Source organism: Leifsonia sp. McL0607 (genome assembly GCF_049993355.1).
Classification (GTDB): Bacteria; Actinomycetota; Actinomycetes; order Actinomycetales; family Microbacteriaceae; genus Leifsonia.
In genome coordinates this window covers 758,833-781,100 of sequence record NZ_CP188253.1, presented here as the reverse complement: position 1 = coordinate 781,100, position 22,268 = coordinate 758,833, and the positions used below count along the sequence as shown (strand labels likewise).

The 22,268-nt window shown below is 71.7% G+C and carries 24 protein-coding genes; 10 read left to right on the top strand and 14 right to left on the bottom strand.

Annotated features, from left to right (window positions below):
- Window positions 1-620 precede the first annotated feature (620 nt).
- Window positions 621-1,505 (bottom strand): LysR family transcriptional regulator, encoded by an 885-nt coding sequence (locus ACPPVW_RS03810; protein ID WP_426625213.1) that lies wholly within the window; start codon window positions 1,503-1,505, stop codon window positions 621-623.
- Window positions 1,506-1,863: 358 nt separating this feature from the next.
- Between ACPPVW_RS03810 and ACPPVW_RS03805 the strand changes: the two genes are divergently transcribed.
- Window positions 1,864-2,274, top strand: coding sequence for a hypothetical protein (locus tag ACPPVW_RS03805; protein ID WP_426625212.1), 411 nt, complete (start codon window positions 1,864-1,866; stop codon window positions 2,272-2,274).
- Window positions 2,275-2,381: 107 nt separating this feature from the next.
- Window positions 2,382-2,786, top strand: a complete 405-nt coding sequence (locus ACPPVW_RS03800) for a 5'-nucleotidase C-terminal domain-containing protein (protein ID WP_426625211.1) — start codon at window positions 2,382-2,384, stop codon at window positions 2,784-2,786.
- Window positions 2,787-2,802: 16 nt separating this feature from the next.
- Here ACPPVW_RS03800 and ACPPVW_RS03795 read toward each other — a convergent pair whose 3' ends face one another.
- Entirely contained in the window at window positions 2,803-2,937 is a 135-nt protein-coding gene (locus tag ACPPVW_RS03795; protein ID WP_426625210.1) for a hypothetical protein, read from the bottom strand.
- 245 nt (window positions 2,938-3,182) lie between these two features.
- On the opposite strand from ACPPVW_RS03795, the gene ACPPVW_RS03790 reads away from it, so the two are divergent.
- From ACPPVW_RS03790 to ACPPVW_RS03765, 6 genes are all read left to right on the top strand, one after another.
- Window positions 3,183-4,496, top strand: coding sequence for a hypothetical protein (locus ACPPVW_RS03790; RefSeq protein ID WP_426625209.1), 1,314 nt, complete (start codon window positions 3,183-3,185; stop codon window positions 4,494-4,496).
- A gap of 802 nt (window positions 4,497-5,298) precedes the next feature.
- The gene (locus tag ACPPVW_RS03785) at window positions 5,299-5,517 is read left to right on the top strand and encodes a helix-turn-helix transcriptional regulator (RefSeq protein ID WP_426625208.1); all 219 of its coding nucleotides are present in this window, start codon (window positions 5,299-5,301) and stop codon (window positions 5,515-5,517) included.
- A gap of 41 nt (window positions 5,518-5,558) precedes the next feature.
- Complete coding sequence (locus tag ACPPVW_RS03780) at window positions 5,559-5,705, top strand: hypothetical protein (protein WP_426625207.1); 147 nt, start codon at window positions 5,559-5,561, stop codon at window positions 5,703-5,705.
- Between the two features lie 8 nt (window positions 5,706-5,713).
- On the top strand, window positions 5,714-5,941 hold the full coding sequence (locus ACPPVW_RS03775; RefSeq protein ID WP_426625206.1) for an alcohol dehydrogenase catalytic domain-containing protein: 228 nt from the start codon (window positions 5,714-5,716) through the stop codon (window positions 5,939-5,941).
- A 51-nt stretch (window positions 5,942-5,992) separates the two neighbouring features.
- Entirely contained in the window at window positions 5,993-6,190 is a 198-nt protein-coding gene (locus ACPPVW_RS03770; RefSeq protein ID WP_426625205.1) for a hypothetical protein, read from the top strand.
- Window positions 6,191-6,194: 4 nt separating this feature from the next.
- Entirely contained in the window at window positions 6,195-6,683 is a 489-nt protein-coding gene (locus ACPPVW_RS03765) for a DUF2087 domain-containing protein (protein ID WP_426625204.1), read from the top strand.
- A 42-nt stretch (window positions 6,684-6,725) separates the two neighbouring features.
- On the opposite strand, the gene ACPPVW_RS03760 is transcribed toward ACPPVW_RS03765, so the two are convergent.
- The 6 genes from ACPPVW_RS03760 to ACPPVW_RS03735 are packed head-to-tail and all read right to left on the bottom strand — an operon-like array spanning window position 6,726 to window position 11,225.
- Entirely contained in the window at window positions 6,726-7,067 is a 342-nt protein-coding gene (locus tag ACPPVW_RS03760; RefSeq protein WP_426625203.1) for a CHY zinc finger protein, read from the bottom strand.
- Window positions 7,064-7,675, bottom strand: a complete 612-nt coding sequence (locus ACPPVW_RS03755; RefSeq protein WP_426625202.1) for an energy-coupling factor transporter transmembrane component T family protein — start codon at window positions 7,673-7,675, stop codon at window positions 7,064-7,066. Before ACPPVW_RS03755 ends, ACPPVW_RS03760 begins: the two co-directional genes overlap by 4 nt.
- Window positions 7,669-8,370 carry an energy-coupling factor ABC transporter ATP-binding protein gene (locus ACPPVW_RS03750; protein ID WP_426625201.1) on the bottom strand — a complete coding sequence of 234 codons (702 nt, stop codon included), beginning with the start codon at window positions 8,368-8,370 and terminating at the stop codon, window positions 7,669-7,671. Before ACPPVW_RS03750 ends, ACPPVW_RS03755 begins: the two co-directional genes overlap by 7 nt.
- Window positions 8,367-9,488: an acetyl-CoA C-acyltransferase gene (locus ACPPVW_RS03745; RefSeq protein WP_426625200.1), complete on the bottom strand. Its 1,122-nt coding sequence runs from the start codon at window positions 9,486-9,488 to the stop codon at window positions 8,367-8,369. Before ACPPVW_RS03745 ends, ACPPVW_RS03750 begins: the two co-directional genes overlap by 4 nt.
- Window positions 9,478-10,590: an AMP-binding enzyme gene (locus tag ACPPVW_RS03740; protein WP_426625199.1), complete on the bottom strand. Its 1,113-nt coding sequence runs from the start codon at window positions 10,588-10,590 to the stop codon at window positions 9,478-9,480. The genes ACPPVW_RS03745 and ACPPVW_RS03740 overlap by 11 nt, the downstream gene beginning before the upstream one ends.
- Window positions 10,587-11,225 (bottom strand): biotin transporter BioY, encoded by a 639-nt coding sequence (locus ACPPVW_RS03735; RefSeq protein ID WP_426625198.1) that lies wholly within the window; start codon window positions 11,223-11,225, stop codon window positions 10,587-10,589. Before ACPPVW_RS03735 ends, ACPPVW_RS03740 begins: the two co-directional genes overlap by 4 nt.
- 74 nt (window positions 11,226-11,299) lie before the next feature.
- On the opposite strand from ACPPVW_RS03735, the gene ACPPVW_RS03730 reads away from it, so the two are divergent.
- Window positions 11,300-11,971: a TetR/AcrR family transcriptional regulator C-terminal domain-containing protein gene (locus tag ACPPVW_RS03730; RefSeq protein WP_426625197.1), complete on the top strand. Its 672-nt coding sequence runs from the start codon at window positions 11,300-11,302 to the stop codon at window positions 11,969-11,971.
- Here ACPPVW_RS03730 and ACPPVW_RS03725 read toward each other — a convergent pair.
- From ACPPVW_RS03725 to ACPPVW_RS03700, 6 genes are all read right to left on the bottom strand, one after another.
- Complete coding sequence (locus ACPPVW_RS03725; protein WP_426625196.1) at window positions 11,952-12,329, bottom strand: DUF3566 domain-containing protein; 378 nt, start codon at window positions 12,327-12,329, stop codon at window positions 11,952-11,954. The two genes, ACPPVW_RS03730 and ACPPVW_RS03725, sit on opposite strands and share 20 nt — an antisense overlap.
- Before the next feature lie 256 nt (window positions 12,330-12,585).
- Entirely contained in the window at window positions 12,586-13,218 is a 633-nt protein-coding gene (locus ACPPVW_RS03720) for a ScbR family autoregulator-binding transcription factor (protein WP_426625195.1), read from the bottom strand.
- A gap of 117 nt (window positions 13,219-13,335) precedes the next feature.
- A complete protein-coding gene (locus ACPPVW_RS03715; protein ID WP_426625194.1) occupies window positions 13,336-15,099 on the bottom strand; it encodes an LCP family protein in 1,764 nt (587 codons plus the stop codon).
- Between the two features lie 204 nt (window positions 15,100-15,303).
- On the bottom strand, window positions 15,304-16,080 hold the full coding sequence (locus ACPPVW_RS03710) for a DNA-formamidopyrimidine glycosylase family protein (RefSeq protein WP_426625193.1): 777 nt from the start codon (window positions 16,078-16,080) through the stop codon (window positions 15,304-15,306).
- A gap of 6 nt (window positions 16,081-16,086) precedes the next feature.
- A complete protein-coding gene (locus ACPPVW_RS03705) occupies window positions 16,087-20,790 on the bottom strand; it encodes an Lhr family ATP-dependent helicase (protein WP_426625192.1) in 4,704 nt (1,567 codons plus the stop codon).
- A 63-nt stretch (window positions 20,791-20,853) separates the two neighbouring features.
- Window positions 20,854-21,510, bottom strand: coding sequence for an alpha/beta hydrolase (locus ACPPVW_RS03700; RefSeq protein WP_426625191.1), 657 nt, complete (start codon window positions 21,508-21,510; stop codon window positions 20,854-20,856).
- A 111-nt stretch (window positions 21,511-21,621) separates the two neighbouring features.
- Here ACPPVW_RS03700 and ACPPVW_RS03695 point away from each other — a divergent pair, with 111 nt between their 5' ends.
- Window positions 21,622-22,203 carry an NUDIX hydrolase family protein gene (locus ACPPVW_RS03695; RefSeq protein WP_426625190.1) on the top strand — a complete coding sequence of 194 codons (582 nt, stop codon included), beginning with the start codon at window positions 21,622-21,624 and terminating at the stop codon, window positions 22,201-22,203.
- The last annotated feature ends 65 nt before the right edge of the window (window positions 22,204-22,268 follow it).

Below are 22,268 nucleotides of genomic sequence, written 5' to 3'. Positions count from 1 at the left end.
CTACTGTGCGAGCATCTCGCGCACGTCCTCCTCGCGCGGTCCGTCCTCGCCCGCCCGGTGCGGACGACCGACTCCGGTGCGGATGAGCTCGGCCAGGCTCGTGCGGATGTAGAAGCCCCACGCGTCGAAGCAGACGTCGTAGCACTCCTACGAGGGCACCAGGCCGACGTGGGCGAACGTCAGCTCCGTTCCGCCGTCGGCCGGCGCGAGGTCGAACCGGATTGTGGTGTCCACCCCATTCGCTCTGGTCCTGGATGAACGCCATCTGGTTCTCGAGGACGCGCCAGACCACACGCTCGCCCGGCACGGCCTCCTCGACCCGGATGCGGCTGTGACGGATGCCGTCGACGTCGTAGTCGAACACGTCGCCGGTGCGCGACGTCCCGCCCTGCACGTCGGCTCCCCACCAGCCGCGCACGTCGGTGACTGCGAAAGACGTCGGCGGGCGCCGCCGCGGAGGAGTACATGGCAGTCTTTCGGTGTCGGGCTTTTGCGATCGCAGGGGAAGCGTTCGCGCAGGCGTCGAGGGGCACGTAGACGGCCCTAAAATCGGCGAATAGGGGCGTCTACGTGCCCCTCGGCGGCCATGCCGAAGCGTGCGGTGCACAGGGGAGGCGCCCTCAGAGCGACGTGAGCTCCTCGCGCACGAAGCGCGCGAACTGCTCGGCGGCCGCCGACTGCGAGCGCAGCCGGTTGCGCGCGAGGCCGACGACGCGCTCGGCCTCGTCGGCGAGCGGCACCGCGACGATCGCCGGCTCCGTCGGCGTGTCCGGGATGAGCGCGACCCCCACGCCGTCGCGCACGAGCGCGCGCAGCGTCGACAGCTCGGTCACCTCGATCACCGGCGCCATGACGACCCCGTGGGCGGCGAAGTACGCGTCAGCGATCGTCCGGAGGCCGGACCCCGGCCGCAGCGCGACCAGCTCGGCCTCCGCGATGTCGGCGAACGCGGCCTCGGCGCGCGACGCGAGGGGGTGGCCCTCGGGAACCCCGAGCACCAGCCGCTCGGTCGTCAGCGGGACCCAGTCGATGTCCGGATCGCGGGGGTCCGGACTCAGGAACGCCAGATCAGCCGAGCCCTCGCGCAGAGCGTCCAGCACGGTGTCCGCCGTGCCGCCGCGCAGTGCGAACCGGATGTCGGGGAAGAGGCTGCGGTACTCGCTGACCACCCGTGGCAGCAGCCAGCTTCCGAACGACGAGACGTAGGCGAGCGACACGATCCCGGCGGCGGGATCGCGCAGCGCGTCGATACGCGCCCGGCCGGTCTCCAGTTCCGCTTCGGCCCGGAGGGCGTGGGCCAGCAGGATCTCGCCGTAGCGGTTGAGCTCGAGGTGACCGCGGCGCCGGTCGAACAGCTCGACCCCGGCCTCGGCCTCCAGCCGGGCGAGGGAGCGCGAGAGCGTCGACTGCGAGACCCCGAGCGACTCGGCCGCGAGCGCCAGGTGGCCCTCCGCCGCCAGCGCCCGGAAGTGGGCGATCTCGTCGATCCGCATGAACACCATCATGGCGTAGCCTCGTCGCCGGCGCCGGGAGGCCGTGCGGCCCCGCGAACAGAGGAGGCGGGGTCGCTCACACGTCCTGAACGCGCTGGACGTGAAGACGAGCGTCGTGGGCAACCACGAGTTCGACAAGGGCTTCAGCGACCTCACCGGCCGAGTGAAGGACGCAGCCGCTTCAGCTACCTCGCCGCGAACGTCTACCAGAAGGGCACGAAGACCCAGGCGCTGCCGGAGTAGGCGGTGTTCACGGTCGGCGGCCTGAAGGCCGGGCGTCATCGGCGCGGCAGGAGGGACCCCGACCCTCCTCTCGCCGGGTGGCGTCTCGACGGTCGACCTCGGGGACCCGGTAGAGGCCGTAAATAGCATGTCGGGCGAGCTCACCGACGGCGACCCGAGCAACGGCGAGGCCGACGTGATCGTGGCCGAGAACCACGAGGGCGCCGGCTTCGGCCACTATCGTCACCGAGACCACCGCGAAAGTCTCCGCGATCTTCACCGGCCACACCCACAAGCGGAATGCCCGGAGGGGCCGGTCCCCGGTGTCGCAGGCGCGACCCTTCCGATCGTCCAGACCGGCAGCTACGGCGAGAACATCGGTCAGATCACACTGACCGTGGACGGCGACACCAAGGAGGTCACGGATCTCACCGACCGCGTGTCGCCACGGTCAAGACGATCGTCGACAAGGCGCTCGCCGACGCGGCGGTCATCGGCAAATCAGAAGGTCGGTACCGTCACCTCCGACATGACGACCGCCTATGTCGAGGGCGCGTGACGACCGGATGAGCGAGTCCACGCTCGGCAATCTGGTCGCCGACTCGCTGTTGTCGACCGCGTCGCCGGCCCAGCTGAGCGGCGCCGAGATCGGCATGGTGAACCCAGGTGGCCTCCGCGCGGAGACAACCTCCCTCACCGGCGCAGTTCACTCAAGCGCTCGAGCAGCAATGGCAGCGGAACGCTGCCGGCACCGTGCCGAGCCGCCCGTTCCTCGACCTCGGCCTGTCGAAGAATGTCAGCTACACCTACGACGCCACCCGGCTGGAGGGCGACCGCATCACGAGCATCGTGGTGAACGGTGCACCGATCGACCGGGCGAAGTCTACCGGATCGGTACGTTCACCTCCTCGCGCGAGGCGGCGACAACTTCCGGGCATTCGCGGCCGGAACCGACACGCACGACTCGGGTCTCATCGACCGGGGCGCCTGGATCGGCTACATCACCGCTCACAGCCCGCTGTCGCCGAGCTTCGCCCGCCGCGGGGCGTTCGTCAACGGATGTCCCCATGACGACGTTGCAGCGCGGCTAGCAGATGAGCTTCGGAGTGCAGACGCTCAACCTGACCAGCCTCTGCAGCCCGGCGAACACCTCGCTCCGGCTGAGCTCGGGAGGCTCCGCCGTCATCCGCACCGTGCCGGCGGACGCCGCGGGCAGCGGCACGCCGCAGCCCGGGAGCAGGCTGAATATTAGTGCTAGATGTGACATTATAGACCCGCATAGGGGTTTACCACATCGTGGGCACTCTCTGGCGTCCATCCCCGATCAATGCTCTGTCGCGCCTCGACCCGATTCGTCGCGCGGCACGCGTGCGGCAAGATCGGGCCCCCCGAACCTGAATTGAGGATGCAATGAACGAGATCTCGCCCAATGCTGAGACCGGTGATGACATGACGACGAGAGGCGGTGTGCTGCGGCGGCGCACGATCGTCGGCGCGGCCGCCTGGGCCGCCCCGGCAATCGCGCTGTCGGTCGGCTCGCCCGCGTATGCGGCGTCCGTGCGGGACGTGACGCTGTCACTTGTCGCCCCGTCTACGGCGAAGGTCGGGACGCTGTCGCCGGATGCTGTTTACGCGACCGTTCGGGCCGACGGCAAACCTGGGGCGGGTGTGGCGGTGACGTTCACGGTGGTCAACGCTGCGTTAGGTGGTTTTGGTGCGGACGATGAGCAGTCGGTGACGGTTGTCACCGACGGTGCCGGAATCGCCCGCCCGCCGGCGATGCTGCTCAAGGTTGCCAAGCTGGTGCAGATCACAGCGACGGCTGCTGGTCGCGCGGCGTCGGCGTACATCGCAGTGAGTCAGGTGGTGGTGACGGCCGGCACGATGGCGTTCAAGCCGTCCACGGTCAACGTGGCTGCGGCCTCCACGTTCGCCCTCGCTGGGGCGCTGACCCGGACAGCGGGGAGCGGGTATCCCCCGACGGTGAGCCTGGTGTATCCGGCGGGCTACGCCGGCCCGGCGACGGTTCCGGTTGACCAGGCCACCGGCGAGTTCCTCGTTCCCGGCGTCAAGGCGGGCACCATCGACGGCACGATCACCGCGAACGCGCCCGGCTTCGGGACGGCGACTGTCGCGATTACGGTGGTGCTCGGATACATCTCGTCCGTGCAGTCGATTTACGCCGCCGGCCCGGGCCTTGCTGCCCCGCGGAACAGGTATGTGATCACCGGTATGGTCGACCGGGTCACGCCCGGTGCTGCCCTCCCCGCCACGGTCACCCTCACCTGGCGCAACGGAGGCAATAATTACGAGAACGTGACAGGGTTCACGAACGGTCAAACCGTGGCGGTGAACCAGACCACGGGCGCTTTCACCCTTCCCACCCTGACCCCGATCGACACCGGGGACTCGAAACTGAATGGCGGCAACATCAAAATCTCTGCCACGGGCTATCAGGCCTATGAGATCCTGTTGCTCAACCGCCCCAGCGATGTCGATGTCGACTGGTGCAACAGCATGTCGACCACGCCAGGGCTGACCGTCTTCGCCCCGGGCTCGACTCGTGACGTGACCGGGCATTCGCTGGTGCGTAATGGCCTGCAGGAGGTGAAGTACTACGGGGAGGGGTTCACCGGCCCGGCGACAGTCACCACCGACGCAAGCGGCGCCTACACCCTCCGGGGCGTGAAAGCCCCGGAATACATTTCCAGCGGAATAGTTTACTTGAATACACCTGGATCGATTGGTTATTCATCGAGTGGACTGTTCTACGTCCTCTGATCGCGATGTGAAGCCGCGCCCCTTCCGCATCGGCGGAGGGGGCGCGGTCATACGCGGCTGCAGCTACAGCTACCCGTCGCGTCAGACCGACCGGAGGCGTTGCTCCGCTGAGTGGCCGAACGCGTGCTGACCCCGGGCGAGGTGGTCGGGCAGCGCTAGGTAACCGATCGCTTGTCCGGTTCAGCGGCGACCCCGAAGCGGTGCGTCGCTTCGTCGTGGGTTCAGGCATTCTGGCACGCACCCACTCGGGCTCCGAGTAGATGCTCGTCGTCGACGCTCACTGGGCGCGCCCCCGCCTTTCGTCACGAATCGCGACGCCGGTGGTGTAAGAGATTGTCGACACAAGGTCAGCCGCGCTTGACACTTACCATGTCTACAATTCTTGACACACGAGGTGATGTGCGATGTCTCCTTCGACGCGAAGGTCGCCTGGGCGTTCCTGGTCGTGGCCGTCCTGGGCTACGCGGTCTATCTGATCCTGCTGGCGGCCAACGGTCCCGGTGCCTACGTGCCGCTGCTGATCGGCACGGTCGTCGGTTCCATCGTGGCCAACATCCTCGCTCGCATCGGCATCTCGACCTTTAAACCCGCGGGAGGCCGACCAGCGCGACCGCGAGATCAAGGTGTTCGGCGAGCGGGTGGGCCAGGCTTTCGTTGTCATCGGCGCACTCGCCGCCCCTGGTGCTGGCCCTGTTCGATGCGCAGTGGTTCTGGATCGCGAACGTGGTCTACCTGATGTTCGTCCTCTCCGCCGTCGTCGGTTCGGTGGCGACGCTGGTCGCTTTCCGCAGGGGCTGCAGGCATGGTGAAGCCGACGCGCGTGACCAACAGCCTCCGGGCGCTGCGTTTCGGCGCGGGCGAGACGACCCAGGCCGAGCTCGCGGAGCGCGTCGGCGCCACCCGCCAGACCATCATCGCCATCGAGCAGGGGCGCTACTCGCCATCGCTAGAGACGGCCTTTCAGCTCGCGCGGGGGTTCGGGGTCCCGCTCGACGAGGTGTTCCAGTACCCCGAGGGCTGAACACGAGTATGAACGCGGAGGGGACGACGATGAGGGCAGTCGTGACAGACGCATACGGGACGACGGACGCCCTCCTGGTGAAGCGGGTCCCCGTCCCCGAGATCCGAGCGGACGACGTGCTGGTGCGGGTGCGCGCCGCCGGCATCGGGTGGGAACCGGGCACCTCACGACCGGGCGCCCGTATCTGATGCGGGCGATGGGCTTTGGGCTCCGCGGCCCCAAGCTGCGCGTGTGCGGTCTGGCGTTCGCGGGCGAGGTGGAGGCGATCGGCATCGACGTGCGCGACCTCCAGGCGGGCGACCGCGTCTACGGCGCGGCAGCCGGAGCGCTCGCCGAGTTCGTCCGCGCACCCCGTGCGGCGGTCGCGCGCGTGCCGAGCGCCTCGGGTTCGAGGGGGCCGCGGCCGTCCCGAATTCGGCAGTGACGGCTCTGCAGACGGTGGTCGTCGCCCGGATCGCCGCGGGCGATCGTGCTCATGCTCGGCGCGGCCGGAGGAGTCGAGCACAACGCCGTGCAGCTGGCGGTCGCGCGGGGAGCGCTCGTGACCGGCGTGTGCAGCGGACGCAAAGCCGACCTGGTGGGCGAGCTCGGCGCGACGGAGACGATTCGCCTCCGTTGGCCTTCGGCCGGGTCGTCGTCCTCCGCATCCGCTCCGTTCGCGCCGGTACCCTGACGACATGGCTGACTCCGACTGGCGTCCGATACTCGCCGCTCTGGCCAACGCCGACACCCGCGCCGCGTTCGCGCGCGTGACGCTGGGATTGCCTCTCGAGGCCGGCGCTCGCGAGGCGCGCTCGATCGCAGCGCTCGTCGTCGCGGGGCTCGTCTCCGAGGTGACCGGCGCGACGGTCGTGTCCGAGGAGGGCATCCGCGCCGCTCTCGCCGCGGGAGGCCGCACCCGCCCGACGGGCGTGCAGCGGTTCCTCGACGCCGACGGCCGCATCGACCGCTATCCGTCGGGGCGGGCCGAGCGGGAGGAGCTGCTCCGCTGGGTGGCCGAACACGTGCTGACGGCGGGAGAGGTGGTGGGCGAGCGCGAGGTGACCGATCGTCTGTCGCGGTTCGGTCGGGATCCGGCGGCGCTGCGTCGCTACCTGGTGGACGCCGGCATCCTGGAGCGCACCCGCTCGGGTTCGGAGTACGCGCTCGTCGCCAGCGCGCTCTGAGCGGCGCGGTCCCGCACATTCGCCGCGAATCGTGCCGGCCTCTCACACCTCGAAGTAGAACTCCGGATGCAGCTTGCAGCCCGGGTTGAACAGCGCGCCGCATGCGGGGCACGCGTCCGCCTCCAGATAGTCCCCGATCGTGAGCGTCGCGGCGCACACCCCGCACAGCACGGCGTGCTCCTCGCGCTCGGCGACCGGCCACTGCCGTGCCGGGTGACCCGCGGCCTCGGCGTGGCAGAGGTGGCACGGGTAGAACTCGCCGCAGCAGGCGAAGCGGATGGCGATGACGTCGAGCGGCGTGCGGTAATGGATGCAGCGCGTCTGGTCGTCGACCGTCGGCCCGAGCACGTGGGGTCGCGCGCCACCGATAGTGTTCCCGCTCATCGCACACCCCGTGCCGTGAGCGCGTCGCCGAGCTCGTCGGCGTGCTTGAACGCCAGCACCAGGAACGGCACCGCGAACGCGCGCAGTCCCGCCCGGGCGCCGCGGGCGCGCTGCGCGTCGCGCACATCGCGCATGAGCCCGGCGAGCACCGGCACCGTGTTCAGCGTGACGGTGAGCAGCAGCGCCACCCGCGCCGGGTCGACGCGCAGCGCGGCCAGCGGGCGCAGGCCGCGTTCGAGGGCGTCGAGGAGGTCGGCGACCCGCGTCGTCAGGACGAGCAGGGCGGCCAGCACGATCGCCGAGGTCACGCGGACCGTGTTGGCGACAGCCGGTTCCGGGCCCAGGAAGAGCAGCTGGCCCGCGATGGTGATCACGATCACCCAGCGTACGGCGAGCACCTGGCGGGCGAGCTCGCGCATTCCGAGCACGCCGTCGCCGAGGCCGGCGGCGGCGTACGCCAGCACCGGCACCATCGCCGCGACGGCGGCCCCAGCCCAGGTGGCGGGCAGCAGCGAGACCCCGAGCACGGCGGTGATGACCAGCAGCAGCTTCGGTCCGGCCGGCATCCGGTGCAGCGGTCCGGTACCCGCGCGGTAGAGGGTCAGCACGGGAGGCTCCCCTCGGCGAGCAGGCGCTCGTACTCGGCGACGACCTTCGACGGCTCGCCGACGGCCTCGATCGTGCCGCCCGCGAACAGCACGGCGGCGTCGCAGCGCGCCGCGAGCGACAGATCGTGGGTGACGAGCACCAGGCGGTGGCCGGCGTCCTCGAGCAGATGGTCGGCGACGCGGCGGGCGTTGCGGGCGTCGAGGTATGCGGTCGGCTCGTCCGCGACGACCAGCTCCGGGCGCCGCACGAACGCGCCGCACAGCGCGAGCAGCTGCTTCTGTCCGCCCGAGAGGTCGTGGGAGGGCCGGTCCGCGACTGCCGTGAGACCGAAACGGTCGAGCGCCTCCGCGACCCGGACGGCGGTCGCCTCCCGGCCGAGTCGTTCGGGGCGGAGTGAGAACGCGACGTCCTCCTGCACGGTCGGCATGATGATCTGCGCGTCCGGGTTGCTGAACACGACTGCGGTCCGGCGCCGCAGCTCTCCGGCCTGTCGGGCCGGGTCGAGCCCGAGGATGCGCAGCTCGCCCGCGGAGGTCGGCACCAGGCCACCGAGGAGGCGCGCGAAGGTCGACTTGCCCGACCCGTTCTCGCCGATCACCGCGACGGTGCGGGCGTCGAGGTCGAGGTCGACGTCGCGCAGGACGTCGACGTCGCCGAGGCGGACGCCCACGCCGGTCAGTCGCAGCCCGCTCATCGCACCACCTCGAACACCGCGGCGACGCCCAGTCCGCCGCCGACCGACGCCGCGGCGACGCCGAGGGTCCCGGCCGGCGCTCCGCCGCGAACCAGTCGGCTGAACAGGCGGACGACCGCCACCGCGCCGCTCGCGCCCCACGGGTGGCCGAGGGCGAGGGCGCCGCCGTCAGCGCACACGCGAGGGTCCTCAGCGGCGACGCCGATGCGGTGCAGCACAGCGATGCTCTGCGGCGCGAACGCCTCCACCAGCTCGAAGGCCGCGACCCTCCGCACGTCGGTGCCGGCCGCCTCCAGCGCTCGGAGGATCGCGGGCGCCGCTCCCAGGCCCGGCAGTGCTGGATCGCCGCCCACGATCGTGCCTGCCCGCACCGCGAGCCCTGGCCCGGTTCCGGCAGGCGCGACCACGACCGCGGCCGCGCCGTCGCCGATGCGGGTGGAGGTGCCGGCGGTCAGCGCCCCGCCGGGGAACAGCGCGGGGAGGCGGGGGAGCACGCGTTCGGCGGCGCCGACCGCGTCATCGCGGTCGAGGCCGGCGAGCGGCACTAGTTCGTCGGCGAAGCGGCCGGCGTCGTATCCCGCACGGGCGCGCGCGTGGCTGCGCGCCGCGTGGGCGTCGAGCCGTGCGCGCTCGATCCCGTCGAGCACGGCGAGGTCTTCGGCCGCACGCACCATGTCCGGGTCCGCGTATCCGGCGGGCGCGAACGGCGCCCGGTCGTACGCAACACCGTCGATCGAGCGGATCGGTGCGGTGGAGGCGCTCTCCGCGCCGCCCGCGAGCCGCGCCCTCCCATCGCCCGCTCGGATCGCGGCGGCGGCATCCAGGATGGCGGCCAGCCCGCTGCCGCACTGCCGGTCCACCGTGCCCCCGGGGATCGCCGGGTCGAGCCCGGCGGCGAGGGCGGCCAGGCGCGCGGGGTTGCCGCCCGGCCCCATGCAGTTGCCCAGCAGCACGTCGGCGATCCCGACCGGAACGCCGGTCGCCGTCTCGGCATCCTCGAGGACCGCCCGCAGCACCGGGGCGGCGAGCTCGTGCACGCGCATACCGGCCAGGGCTCGGCCGCGCGTGCCGATGGGGGTGCGGCGGGCGGCGATCACGACGGGTGCTTCAACGTTCAAGGGGACGCACCTCCCCGTCGAGAACTCGACGTACCGCTTCCGCTCGCGCGGGCTTGCCGGAGGCGGTGCGCGGCAACGCGCCTACGTACCACCGCCGCGGCCGGTGCGCCGGCGCGAGCCGCTCGGCGGCCGCCGCCCGCAGCTCGGAGAGCGAGGGGGAGGAGTTCTCCGGTTCGATCAGCGCGGCCACCAGCGAGTCGACCCGGCCCGTCGGGAGGCCGAAGACCACGGCGTCGCGCACGCCGGGCACGGTGCGCAGCGCCGCCTCCACCTCGTCGGGCACGATGGTCGCGGACGCGCTGAGGATGGCGCCGTCCGCGCGGCCCAGCAGCCGCAGCCGCTCGCCGCCACCGGTCGCCGGCACGAGCTCGGCGCGGTCGCCGACCGTCGCCCACTCGCCGTCGCGCCGCAGCGGACCGCCGACGCCCGCGTAGCCGGCGGCGACGAAGGGGGAGCGGACCCACAGCTCGCCATCGATCACCCGCAACTCGACTCCGGGAAACGGGACCAGCCCGTCGCCATGGTCCACGGCGACGAACGACAGCTCCGCCGCGCCATAGTAGGCCGTGACCCGGATGCCCGCCTCCTCCGCCCGCGCTCGCAGCGACGGGTCGAGGTGCGAGCCGCCGACGAGCGCGGCCCGGAGTCGGGGCGGGGTGCCGGCCTCGAGCATGCGACGGAGCCCCTCCGGTGTGCCGTGGAGGCAGTCGGCCGTCGCCACATCGCCGAGCAGCGGTCGTGGACCTCCGCCGAGCGCATGCGCGAGCGAGAAGAGCGTCAGCGACGAGGAGGCCGGGGCCGGGAGGGCGACCGCGTGCTCGGGCCCCGCGAGATCCAGCAGCTCCGCAACAGCCGCGAACGACTGCTCCCACGACGCCGGCGTGCGCAGCACGATTCGTGGCGTCCCGCTGCTCCCGGAGGTGAGGGTCGTCCAGCCGATGCCGGCGAGGTCCACGCTCGAGGCCGTCGCCACGGCCGCCCGCAGCTGCTCGGGAGGCCGGCGGGCGCCGAGCACCAGCGGGATGTCGCCGGCGAGGCGCGCCGACGCCAGCCGTTCGAGCAGCGCCGGGTCGTCGTCGTGCAGCGGGACGATCACCGTCACGCGACCGGAGCGCCGTCTCGGTCGGGCGCTGGCGCGGACGCGACTGCGGGCTTCGCGGCGGCCCAGGTCCTGCGGAACGCCCGCGGGTAGGCCCGCACGAGTGTGGTGACCACGGCGGTGGCGATGACGGCCTTCGCGAGGTCGCCCGGCACGAACACGAGGCTGGTGAGTGCCGTCTCGGCGAGCGGCAGCCGGGTGACGAGGCTCTGCACCGGGATGCCGATGGCGTAGACGAGGAGGATGCCTCCCGTGACGACGCCCGCGAAGGTCCGCCAGGCGACCGGCTTGCGGCCGCCCGCGTGGACGATCAGCCCGATGACGAGGGCGCCGGCGATCCAGCCGAACAGGTAGCCCGCCGACGGCCCGACGAAGACGCCGATGCCGCCGCGGCCTCCCGCCAGCAGGGGAAGTCCCGTAGCCACGAGGGCGAGGAGGACGGCCATGGACAGCGCCCCGAGCCACGGGCCGAGCAGCGCTCCGGCGAGCATCACGCCGAGGGTCTGGGCGGTGATGGGCACGCCTCCGAACAGGCTGAAGCCGCCGGGGAGGCCGAGCACGGCGACGATCGCGGCGACGACCGCGACCCGGGCGAGGTCGGTCGCGTCGAGCTGACGGGTGCGGGAGGATTTGGTCATGGGCCAGCCCTTCGGGAGTGAGGGTCCTTCACCTGAACGGTGTTCACCTGAACAGCGTTCACTATAGTGGTGACGTGACGGGAAACGAAAGCGGGCGCAGGCACACCCGCGACGACGTGGCGGAGACTGCCCTGCGCATTCTCGACGACTACGGCCTTCCCGACCTCACCATGCGCCACCTCGCCGCCGCCCTCGACGTGCAGCCGAGCGCTCTGTACTGGCACTTCCCCAACAAGCAGACACTGCTCGCCGAGCTCGCCGACCGCATCGTCGCGCGCGGGGCGGTCGCGCCGGCAGCGGAATCCGACGCCGCCGCACAGGACGCCGCCGCACAGGAGGATGCCTGGGCCGACCGCCTCCGTGCCGAGTCGGCCGCCCTCCGCGACGCCCTGCTCGCCTACCGCGACGGTGCGGAGGTCGTCGCCAGCAGTTACGCGCTCGGCCTCGGCGACGCCGCGGCCCAGCATCGGCTGGCAGCCGTGGCGGCGTCCGGCGGCTTCGATGACGAGACCTCCGGGCGCGCGGCCACCGCCCTCCTGCACTTCGTGCTCGGCCACGTGTCGCACGAGCAGCAGCGGATGCAGTTCGACAGCATCGGCGTGCTGGCGACCGGGGAGGCCGCCGACCCGCTCGACGCGTCGGACTCGGCGGCAGCCTTCGCGTTCGGCGTCGACCTCCTGGTCGGCGGTCTCGAACGACTCGGAAAAGAACGGACGGGCGCTGCGCTCAGTCGCTCCCGAACGTGACCTTCCAGCCGCCGACGACGTTGGTGGCCAGGTTGAAGAGCGCAGCGAAGATCGCGCCGAGCGCGGAGACGACGATGACCTCCAGCAGCGACACCACCAGGGTGAAGGTCATCACGTTGCCGAACGTCAGGCCGGAGACGAGCGCGGCGCCCTGCGCGCCCGCGATGCTCTCGAGGAAGCTGCTCATGGAGGCCACCAGGCCGAGCCTGTCGAGCACCGACCAGGTCAACAGGGTCAGCGCGACGATGACCACCGCCACCACGAGGCTGATCAGGAACGACATCTTCAGCGCGGACCAGAAGTCGACGTAGACCAGGCGCATCGTCGCCCGCTTCTTCTGCTTCGTGCGTGCCGACATTGACGACCTCCCCATGCTGCATTTCGCTGCCGCTGACGCGACACCCCCACGGGCGATTCTAACCGAAGGTCAGAGGGTGAATCGGTATCCGCTCGCCTCCTCAGCAGCGCTACTCCGCCCTTCGAAAAAAACCGATCGGCCGGTTATGCATGTATTATTGCTGCGCGGGGGACGGGCGCCCGACCGACGTGCACGCTTCGGCAACTGGGGGGATGTCGGTCGGGCTGTTCCCGGTGATCCGCGGCCTCCTCCGCGTTCACTCCAGGATGAGCTCGGGCAGCGCGCGCAAGGCGTCCAGACGGCCCTCCGCCACGATGCCCGGCAGCAGCACGATCCACATCTCTCGCACCCGCTGAAGCAGGTCGGCGCGGGCGGTCAGGGTCGCCGACACCAGCTGCACGCCGGTGAACGCCGGCGAGGCGAAGTGCGCGAACACCGTCGGATCGACGCTCGCCGCGACGTCGCCCTCGACGATCGCTTGCCGGATCAGCTCCTCGATCGCAGCGAACCAGTCCTCGTAGGGCTCGGCGATCGGGTGACCCGCCGAGGCGACCTCGGTGGTCAGGAGGATGCCCGCCTGCACGACGGGATCTTCCAGCAGCTGGCGCCCGAGATTGCGGCTCAGCAGGATCAACGTCTCGAGTGCGGGCCGTCCTTCGGCGAGGATCGCGGCCGACGCCGCCATGGTGCGGCGATGCTGCTCGGCGATCACCGCGAACGCCAGTTCGTCCTTCGAGGTGAAGTGGAAGTACAGCGCCCCCTTGGTGAGCCCGGCCGCGGCCGCGATGTCGGCGATGGAGGCCAGTCCGTAACCGCGCGCGCCGAAGACCTCGGCCGCGCCGCGAAGGATGGCGTCGCGAGTGACGAGGGCGCGAGGTTGGCTGACCATGACGGGAATACGTTAATGCCGGCGCCTTTGTGTGTAATGTGCGTTCCCAGCATCACGGGTCCTGACGGAGGCCCGAAATCAGTCGAGTGGGCAGAAAAGCTGCTCACTCGGCGCCGGTCAGTTGATGCAGACCTTCGCGTCATAGTTGGTCCCGACGCCGGTGGGTGTGGGCGACGGGGCGGGGGCGGCGGGGGCGCTGCTGCCGGCGTCTGCTGCTCCTGGAGCGGCGGGCATCAGCCCGTCATCGCCGAGAACGACCGTGACGCCCGTGACGCTGCTCGTCTCCTGCACCGCCGCGCCCGGAAGCAGTGCGGCGACGGCCTTGGCCTGGGACTCCTGACCCTTCGGGTACTGGATGGTCGTCGTGGCGGTGGTGTCGGCGTCGCCCGGCGTGCCGGTCTTGAAGCCGGCCGCCGTGAACGTCTGCGTCGCTGTGCCCGCGGCGCCGTTCTGACTGCCGCCGTTCAGCACGGTCACCGTGGTGTCCGCCGGCTTCGCGGCGGTCGCGCTGTCGTACGCCGACGGGATGCCTTCGAGGCTCTGGACGAACGCCGGCATCGCCGCCGTGTCCACCTGAACGACCGATATGTCCTCGCCGTCGACCGTGATCGTGGGCGTCCCCGAGATCGGGATGGTCGCCGAGCGGAGCTTGCCGCCGGTCAATCCCTGCAGCTGACCGGCGAGCTGCAGGAAGTTCAGGCCCGGGTCGGTCTCGAGCGAGCCGCTCACCGCATCCAGCGTCGCGGTCAACTTGCCCGGGTTGAGGAGAGTGCCCGCCGACAGGAACTTGTGGGCCTCCACCGACAGGAAGTACTGCTGGCGCACCACGCGGTCGAGGTCGCCGCGGGGGAGGCCGTGGCGTTGACGCACGAACGAGAGCGCCTGCTTCGCGTCGAGCGTCGAGACGCCCGCCGGGAAGTCCGCGCCCGAGTACGGGTCGTTCACGGCGTTGTTGAGGCACACCTGCACCGGCCCGAGCGCCTGGGCGATCGTGTAGAAGCCCAGCAGCGAGACCCGCACGTAGTGGTCGATCGTCAGCCCCGTGAGGTCCTGCACTGTCTGGATGAGCAGCTTGGCGCCGCTGGTCGGGTCGCTCGCGCCGCCGCCGAGCGAGAACGCCGAGTTCAGCTTGTTCATGCCGTGGTCCGGCACGTTGACCCAGGAGTCGCGGGGGAGCGAGATGAGGGTCGCGGACTTCCCGTTGGCGGGGATGTGCAGGATCATCATCGTGTCCGTGTTGGTGCCGCCGCCGTCCTCGGTGGTGCTCAGCTGGTTCAGCTGCTCCTGCGTGGCGTTGTCGGGCCGGTGGTCGTCGCCGACGAGCAGGATGTTCTGCGTCGTGCCGTCGCCGTGGCCCGAGATGACGTCGACGTGGCTCACGCCGCCGACGAAGCGGAAGTAGCTGTAGGCCGCATAGCCGCCGACGACCACGAGCAGCACGGCGAGCGCGCCGGCGGTCCAGGCGATGATGCGTCTGGCGCGGCGGTGCTTGCGTGGACCCGTTCCGCCGCGACCGCCGCGGCCTCCACCGCCGTCGCCGTTGCCGCCACCTGTGCCGTCTCCGCCGCCGTCGCTGCCGAAGCCGCCGTCGCTCGGCCCCGGAGCTGGAGAGCCGGAGAGGCCGAACAGGTCGAAGGCGGGGTCGTTCTGCGGTGCGCCCGCGGCGCCCGCGCTGCCGGAGCCACGTGCCGCTGCGGCGGCTCCGGCGGCGGCTCCCGCTGCGGCGGCGCCGCGCCCCGACGGCACGCCGGACGCCGGCCGCGTCGCCCGCACCGGCCGGCGGGGGTCGGTTGCGGGCACGCGTCCGAAGACCTCGGTCGGCGGCTCGCGGTGGTCGCGACCGTCGGCGGAGTCGTCAGCGGGGAAGTTCGGGCGTCGCACACGAGAACGCTAGAGTGTGGGGCCTTGGAAGCAGCTGGTTTCCGGCGGTGTTGCCGGGAATGGCCAGGGGATAGGGAAGGAGTTCCCAGCGGGCTCACGGGAAAGGGCTCGGCGGGGCTGCGAGAACCCTCACAGATCGGGGCGAGTCGGCAGATCGGGACGAGTCGGCAGAGCCGGGCGAGCGGCGCACACAGAGCTCCCCGCTCAGGTCTGGCAAACGGGGCAGAAGTAGGTGACCCGCTCCTCCAGCCCGGTGCGGCCGAGCTCCGAGCGCTGGATGAGTGTGCCGCAGCGGAGGCATGGACGCCCCTCGCGGCCGTACACCCAGGTGGTGCGGCCGCGACGGGTGTCGCCCGTCGTGACGCGCACGGTGCGGTCGCGGTTGGCGACCAGCATGCGGCGCGCGAGGTCGACGCAGGCGGGAACATCGGCCTCGCCCGCCGGCCGCGTCGGCAGCATCCCGCGCACGAAGCAGATCTCGTTCGCGTAGACGTTTCCGAGACCGGCGAGGTTCCGCTGATCGAGCAGCGCGATCGCGATCGGCACTTCCGGATGCGCTTCGACCCGGCGGACGGCCTCGTCGGCATCCCAGTCCGTCCCGAGGAGGTCGGGACCGAGATGGCCGACGACCGCGTCCTCCTGCGACCGCGGCACCACCTCCAGCACGCCGAGCAGGAAGCCCACCGCCTGCGTCTCCGCCGTCCGCAGCACCGCTCTCGCTTGAAAAGCTGGGTGCCGCCAGCGCCCGCCGGGCGGATAGACCTCCCACGAGCCCTCCATCTTCAGGTGGCTGTGGATGCTCTGGTCGCCGACGCGGATCAGCAGGTGCTTGCCGCGGCTGACGACCTCGTCCACACGCTGCCCGCTGAGGTCGACCGTCGCGTACGCGGGCACCCGGAAGTCGGTCTGCGTGAGCACCCGGCCCTCCAAAGCCCGGCGCAGGCGCGCGGCGGTCTGGTAGACGGTGTCACCCTCGGGCATCCGCCGTCACCCGCGCAGCCGCAGTCCACGAGGCGTCGGCAGGAACCCGGCCTCGCCGAGCGCCGCGCCGAGCGGCGAGCCCAGAACGGCGCCGCCGTTGACGGTCTCGATGGCGAGCTTGTCGACGCGACGGGAGGTCACCAGCGCGGCCAGGGCGCGGGAGGCCGCGAGCAGCGCAGGCCGGCCGGCCTCGTCCCCCTGGTCGACGAAGCACAGCAGGCTCTTGCCACCGCGCTCCACGTACAGGGTCAGCTCGCCGTCGACCAGGGCGACCAGGGCGCCCGCCTTGCGGCCGGGTCGGTGCCCGGTGCCGCCCTCCACGCCGCCCGTCGTCGCCGGCACGGACGGCCACGGCAACGCCGCACCGTACGCATTGGCCGGGTCGGTGGCCGCGATCGCGAGCGCATCGAACGGCCGCGGCTGCGTGTGGTCGCGCGCGAACATGCGGAGGCGGTCCACCGTCGGGCCGCTGGCGAACTGAGCGGCGCCGAGCGTCTCGACGAAGTAGCCGCGCCGCGCCCTCCCGCTGTCTTCGAAGCCGCTGAGCACCTTGTACGCGAGCGCGAAGCCGCCGGGTGTGCCCTCGTTCATCACCGAGCCGCGGGTCACGACGCCGTAGCGGTCGAGCAGTGTCTCGGCCTGACCGTGCGCGCGCACGGTGGAGTCGAGGTCGCGTTCGGGAAGCAACGACCAGCGTCCGGCCACGGTCGGCGGGCCCATCCGGGTGACCATCGCCGACTGCCGCGCGGCTCCGACGCGCCCGCGGTACATGCGCGACCGGGTCGGTTGCCGCGGCCGCTTGTGCGCCCCTCCGCCCGCGCCGGTCACGGTGCGCAGCGGGGCCAGCGTGTCGTTGGTGACGAGCCCGGACCAGACCAGGTCCCAGAGCGCGGTCACGACCTCCGCGTCGTCGATCGCCGCCCCGCGCTCGGCGCCCAGAGTGTCGGAGAGCTGGCGGAAGAAGTAGCCGCCGCCGCGGGCCAGTGCCGCCAGGATGCTCCGCTGCAGCTCGTCGGGCTCACGCTCGGCCGGCGGCGCGAGCGTGAGCGGCGCGGAGTCGGCGAGATGGAGGCTGATCCAGCCGTCGTTTCCGGGCAGCGACCCGTCGCCCGACCAGATGACCTCGCCAGTGGCGGTGAGCTCGTCGAGCATCGCGGGGCTGTAGTCGGCGACGCGGCCGGGCAGCACCAGCGACTCCCAGGCGGAGGCCGGGATGCGGGCGCCGGCGAGCTGCTCGATGACCGACGCGACGGCGTCCACGCCCCGCAGCGCGGAGCCCAGGTGCTGCCAGTCACCGAGGAACCGGGCGAACGTCGCGGTCTCCACGGGCTCGACCTCCTGGCGCAGAGCCGCGAGCGACATCCGGCGCAGCCGGCGCAGCACCTCGGCGTCGCACCACTCCGACCCGTGCGCGTGCGGGCGGAACTCGCCCTCCACGACTCGGCCGTCGTACGAGAGGCGGCGCAGCGCGTCGTGCACGATCGCCGGTCCCAGGCCGAACGTCGCGGCGAACTCGCCGACCGCGAACGGCCCGTGGGTGCGGGCGAAGCGGCTCACGAGGTCGCCGAGCGGGTCGTCGACCGGTTCGATGAAGGCGACGGGCACGCCGATCGGGAGCGGGACGCCGAGCGCGTCGCGGAGGCGGGCGGCGTCTTCGATCGCGGCGTAGCGCTCGGCGCCGGCGTACGTCACCGCGAGGGCGCGCTTCGCGTCGACCAGAAAGGTGAGGTAGGAGGCCGCGGCCTCCGCAGTCGCGTGCGGGGGCGGGGCGGCAGCATCGTCGGTGTCATCGGGGGCGGCGTCGGGGCGTTTTTTGGCCGCCGGCTCGGTATCGGCTGTCCCCTGCAACCGCTGGGCGACCTCCGCGACCGTCAGCGGACCGAGCAGCCGCAGGAGGTCGGCGACGCCTTCCTCGCCCCGCACCCGTCGGTCGGGGTCGAGTCGTTGCAACTGCAGCTCCACCCGCTCGATGACCGCGGGGTCGAGCAGCTCGCGCAGCTCGGCGCGGCCAAGCAGCTCGGCGAGCAGACCGGCGTCGAGCGACAGTGCGGCCGCCCTCCGCTCGGCGAGCGGGCTGTCGCCCTCGTACATGAACGCGGCGACGTAGCCGAACAGCAGCGAGCGCGCGAACGGCGACGCCGTCTCGGTCGCGGCCTCCACGATCGCGATGCGGCGCTGGGCGATGCTCTGCGCCACCTCGTCGAGCGCCGGGAGGTCGTAGACGTCTTGCAGGCACTCCCGTACGGTCTCGAGGATGATCGGGAAGCTCGGGTACTTGCGGGCGACGTCGAGCAGTTGCGAGGCCTTCTGCCGCTGCTGCCAGAGCGGCGACCTCTTGCCCGGGTTGTACTTGGGCAGGAGCAGAGCGCGGGCCGCGCACTCCCGGAACCGGGACGCGAACAGCGCGGAACCGCCGACCTCCAGCGTGACCAACTCGTCGAGCTCGCCCGGCTCGAAGACGAACAGCTCCCCGCCGGGAGGAGTGGATTCCGTGTCGGGAATACGCACGATGATGCCGTCGTCCGCCGCCATGGTTCCCGCGTCGATCCCGTAGCGCTCGCGCACCCGCGCTTGCACGGCCAATGCCCAGGGCGAGTGCACCTGCATGCCGAACGGGGAATGCAGCACCACCCGCCAGTCGCCGAGCTCGTCGCGGAACCGCTCGACCACCAGCGTACGGTCGGTCGGGATGTGGCCTGTCGCCTCTTTCTGCTCGCGCAGGAACGCCAGCAGGTTCGCGGTGGCGAAAGCGTCGAGCCCGGCCTCCACGCAGCGCAGTTCGGCGTCGGCGGGGGAGGCGGCGCTGACCTCGCGCATGAACGCTCCGACGGCAGCGCCCAGCTCCGCGGGCCTGCCGAGCCCGTCGCCCTTCCAGAACGGCAGCCGCCCCGGCTCCCCGAACGCCGGGGTCACCAGCACGCGGTCGTGCGTGATCTCCTGGATGCGCCAGCTCGTCGACCCGAGTGCGAACACGTCGCCGACGCGCGACTCGTAGACCATCTCCTCGTCGAGCTCGCCGACCCTGCTCGCGCGCTCCCCGACCATGAACACGCCGAACATCCCACGGTCGGGGATGGTGCCGCCGCTCGTCACCGCGAGCCGCTGCGCGCCCGGCCGGCCGGTGAGCGTGCCGGCGTCGCGATCCCAGACGATGCGCGGGCGCAGCTCGGCGAACTCGTCGGACGGGTAGCGGCCGGCGAGCAGGTCGAGGGTGGCGTCGTATGCACTACGGGGCAGCGTCGCGAACGGCGCGCTCCTGCGCACAGTGTCGAACCAGTCGTCGGCGTCGAGCGGCTCCAGCGCCGTCGCCGCGACGGTCTGCTGGGCCAGGATGTCGAGCGGGTTGGTCGGCACCTTCAAGGTCTCGATGAGTCCGCCCACCATCCGCTCGGTGGCGACGGCCGAGTGGATGAGGTCGGCGCGATGCTTGGGGAAGACCACGCCGCGAGAGACCTCGCCCACCTGGTGGCCGGCGCGGCCGACGCGCTGCAGCCCGCTCGCGACCGACGGCGGCGCCTCCACCTGCACCACGAGGTCGACGGCGCCCATGTCGATGCCGAGCTCGAGGCTCGAGGTCGCGACGACGCAGCGCAGCCTCCCGGACTTGAGATCGTCCTCGATGAGCGCCCGCTGCTCCTTGCTCACCGAGCCGTGGTGGGCGCGGGCGAGGACGAGCGACTCCGGGTCGGCGACGGTGGCGGAGCCCTTCGTCTGGCCAGAGCCGCCCATGAGCTCGGCGGGAGGGCGCGGCGGTGCGGCGACTGCGGCATCGCCCCCCAGCACCCGCTCCTCGTAGATCTCGTTGAGCCGCGCCGTCAGCCGCTCGGCCAGGCGCCTGGAGTTGGCGAAGACGATGGAGGAGCGGTGCTCGAGCACTCGGTCGACGATCGCCTCCTCCACGTGCGGCCAGATCGAGCCGGCCTGCGGTGCAGAGCCGTCGTCGTTGCCGCTCGCGAACGTCGAAGTTCCGAGCTCGCTCATGTCTTCGACCGGCACGACGACGCGGAGGTCGAAGCGCTTGCCGGCCGGCGGGGCCACGACCTCCACCGGCGCGCTGCCGCCCAGGAAGCGCGCCACCTCCTCCGCCGGCCGCACCGTCGCGGAGAGCCCGATGCGCTGCGCGGGCTTGGGCAGCAGGGCGTCGAGGCGCTCGAGCGAGAGCGCGAGGTGTGCGCCGCGTTTGGTGGCGGCGACGGCGTGCACCTCGTCGACGATCACCGTCTCGACGGTCGCGAGCGTCTCGCGGGCCTGCGAGGTGAGCATGAGGAACAGCGACTCGGGCGTCGTGATCAGGATGTCCGGGGGTGAGGACACGAGCGCCCGGCGGTCGGCCGAAGACGTGTCGCCCGAGCGCACGCCGACGCTGACGTGCGGAGGTTCGGCGCCGAGCCTCCTCGCGGTCTGGGTGACGCCGACCAGCGGCGCTCGGAGGTTGCGCTCGACGTCGACGCCGAGCGCCTTCAGCGGAGAAATGTAGAGGACCCGGGTGCCGGGCCGGTCGTCGGGTTGCGGCTCGCGGCTGGCCAGCCGGTCGATCGCCCAGAGGAACGACGCGAGCGTCTTGCCGGACCCGGTCGGCGCGACGACGAGGGCGTGTCTGCCGTGCGAGATGGCCTCCCAGGCGCCCGCCTGCGCGTCGGTGGGCGCGGCGAAAGCCCCGCGGAACCATTCACGGGTCGCGGGGGAGAACCGGTCGAGCACGTCGCTCATCGTCTCCATCCTGCTCCCGGCCACCGACAGCGACCAAGCCGCCGTCGCCGCGAGACCGTCGGGTCAGGCGGGGCGCGGGAGGTGCGCCCGGATGAACGACGAGATGTCGCCGAGCTCGAGCGTCGAGATGCCGTGCCCGAGTCCCTCGTAGATGCGGGCGTCGAGGCTGGTGTGCTCGGGCAGCCATTGCTCGGCGCGGGCGATGGAGGCGGCGGGAACGGTGTCGTCGTGCGTCCCGCGACCCCAGAACACCGGCGGCCTTCCCTCCGCGAGCGCGGCATCGCCCTCCGTCCTGCCCTGCACGACGAAGCCCGACAGGATCACGGCGAAGTCGAAGCGCTCGGGGGCCAGGCGCATCAGCTGGACGGCGAGTGCGGCGCCCTGCGAGAAGCCGAGGAGGCCGGTCGGCACCTCGGGCTGCTCGTCGATCCAGTCGAGGACCGCGCGAGCCGCCGCGTCGGCGTTGGCCGCGAGCGGGTCGCCGGAGACGTTCGTGAACCGGGAGAACCACGCGAAGCCGGGACCTTCGGGGATCGGCGCGCGGAGCGACGCGATGACCGGTTCCAGCGGCAGGTAGGCCGAGATGCCGAAGAGATCGGCCTCATCGGACGCGTAGCCGTGCAGCAGGATCAGCCGGGGTCGGCCGAGCCGGTCGGCCTCGCTTGCGGACCACAGCACGGCGTCGTGGTCGAGGTGCAGCTCGGGGGCGGGGAACGGCATGATCCATTGTGCGCATCATCCGGTTGTCCTCCACAGTCCCCAGATCGTCGTGCAGTCCTCAGATTCTTCTGTTTGAGTGGACGCGGGTGGTGGCGTCCGTAGGATCGGTGCATGAGCGTGCGCACCCCCGACCCGGACCCGACTCCCGACCCGCTGGACGGTTCCGGGGCCCGTCCCGGCCCCGCCTGGCTGAGCGACATCGAGTTGGAGCAGATCCGGCGGCGGCTCCCACTGCTGTACGTGGAGGCCGTCCCGGTGCGGGTGGACGGGCTCGGTCAGGTGACGGAGGTCGGCGTACTGCTGCGTGCCAACGCGGTCGGCGAGATCACGCGCACGCTGGTCTCCGGCCGGGTCATGTACGGCGAGACGCTGCGGGAGGCGCTGTTCCGTCACCTCGAGAAAGACCTCGGACCGATGGCGTTCCCATTCCTGCCGGCGAGTCCTGTCCCGTTCCAGGTGGCCGAGTACTTCCCGCTGCCCGGGGTGTCCGCGTTCACCGATGAACGTCAGCACGCCGTCTCGCTCGCCTACGTCGTGCCCGTCACCGGCACCTGCGAGCCCCGGCAGGACGCCCTCGAGATCACCTGGATGACGCCGGGCGAGGCCGTGTCGCCGACGGTGTGCGACGAGCTGGAGGGCGGGCGCGGCGCGCTCGTCAAGGCCGCGATGGCGTCCGTGGGCAAGCTGGTCTGAGCGGTTCTCGGGTGGTGGCGAAATTAATGCTTGCATCCTTTGGCTAATGGTATTAGCTTTACGGC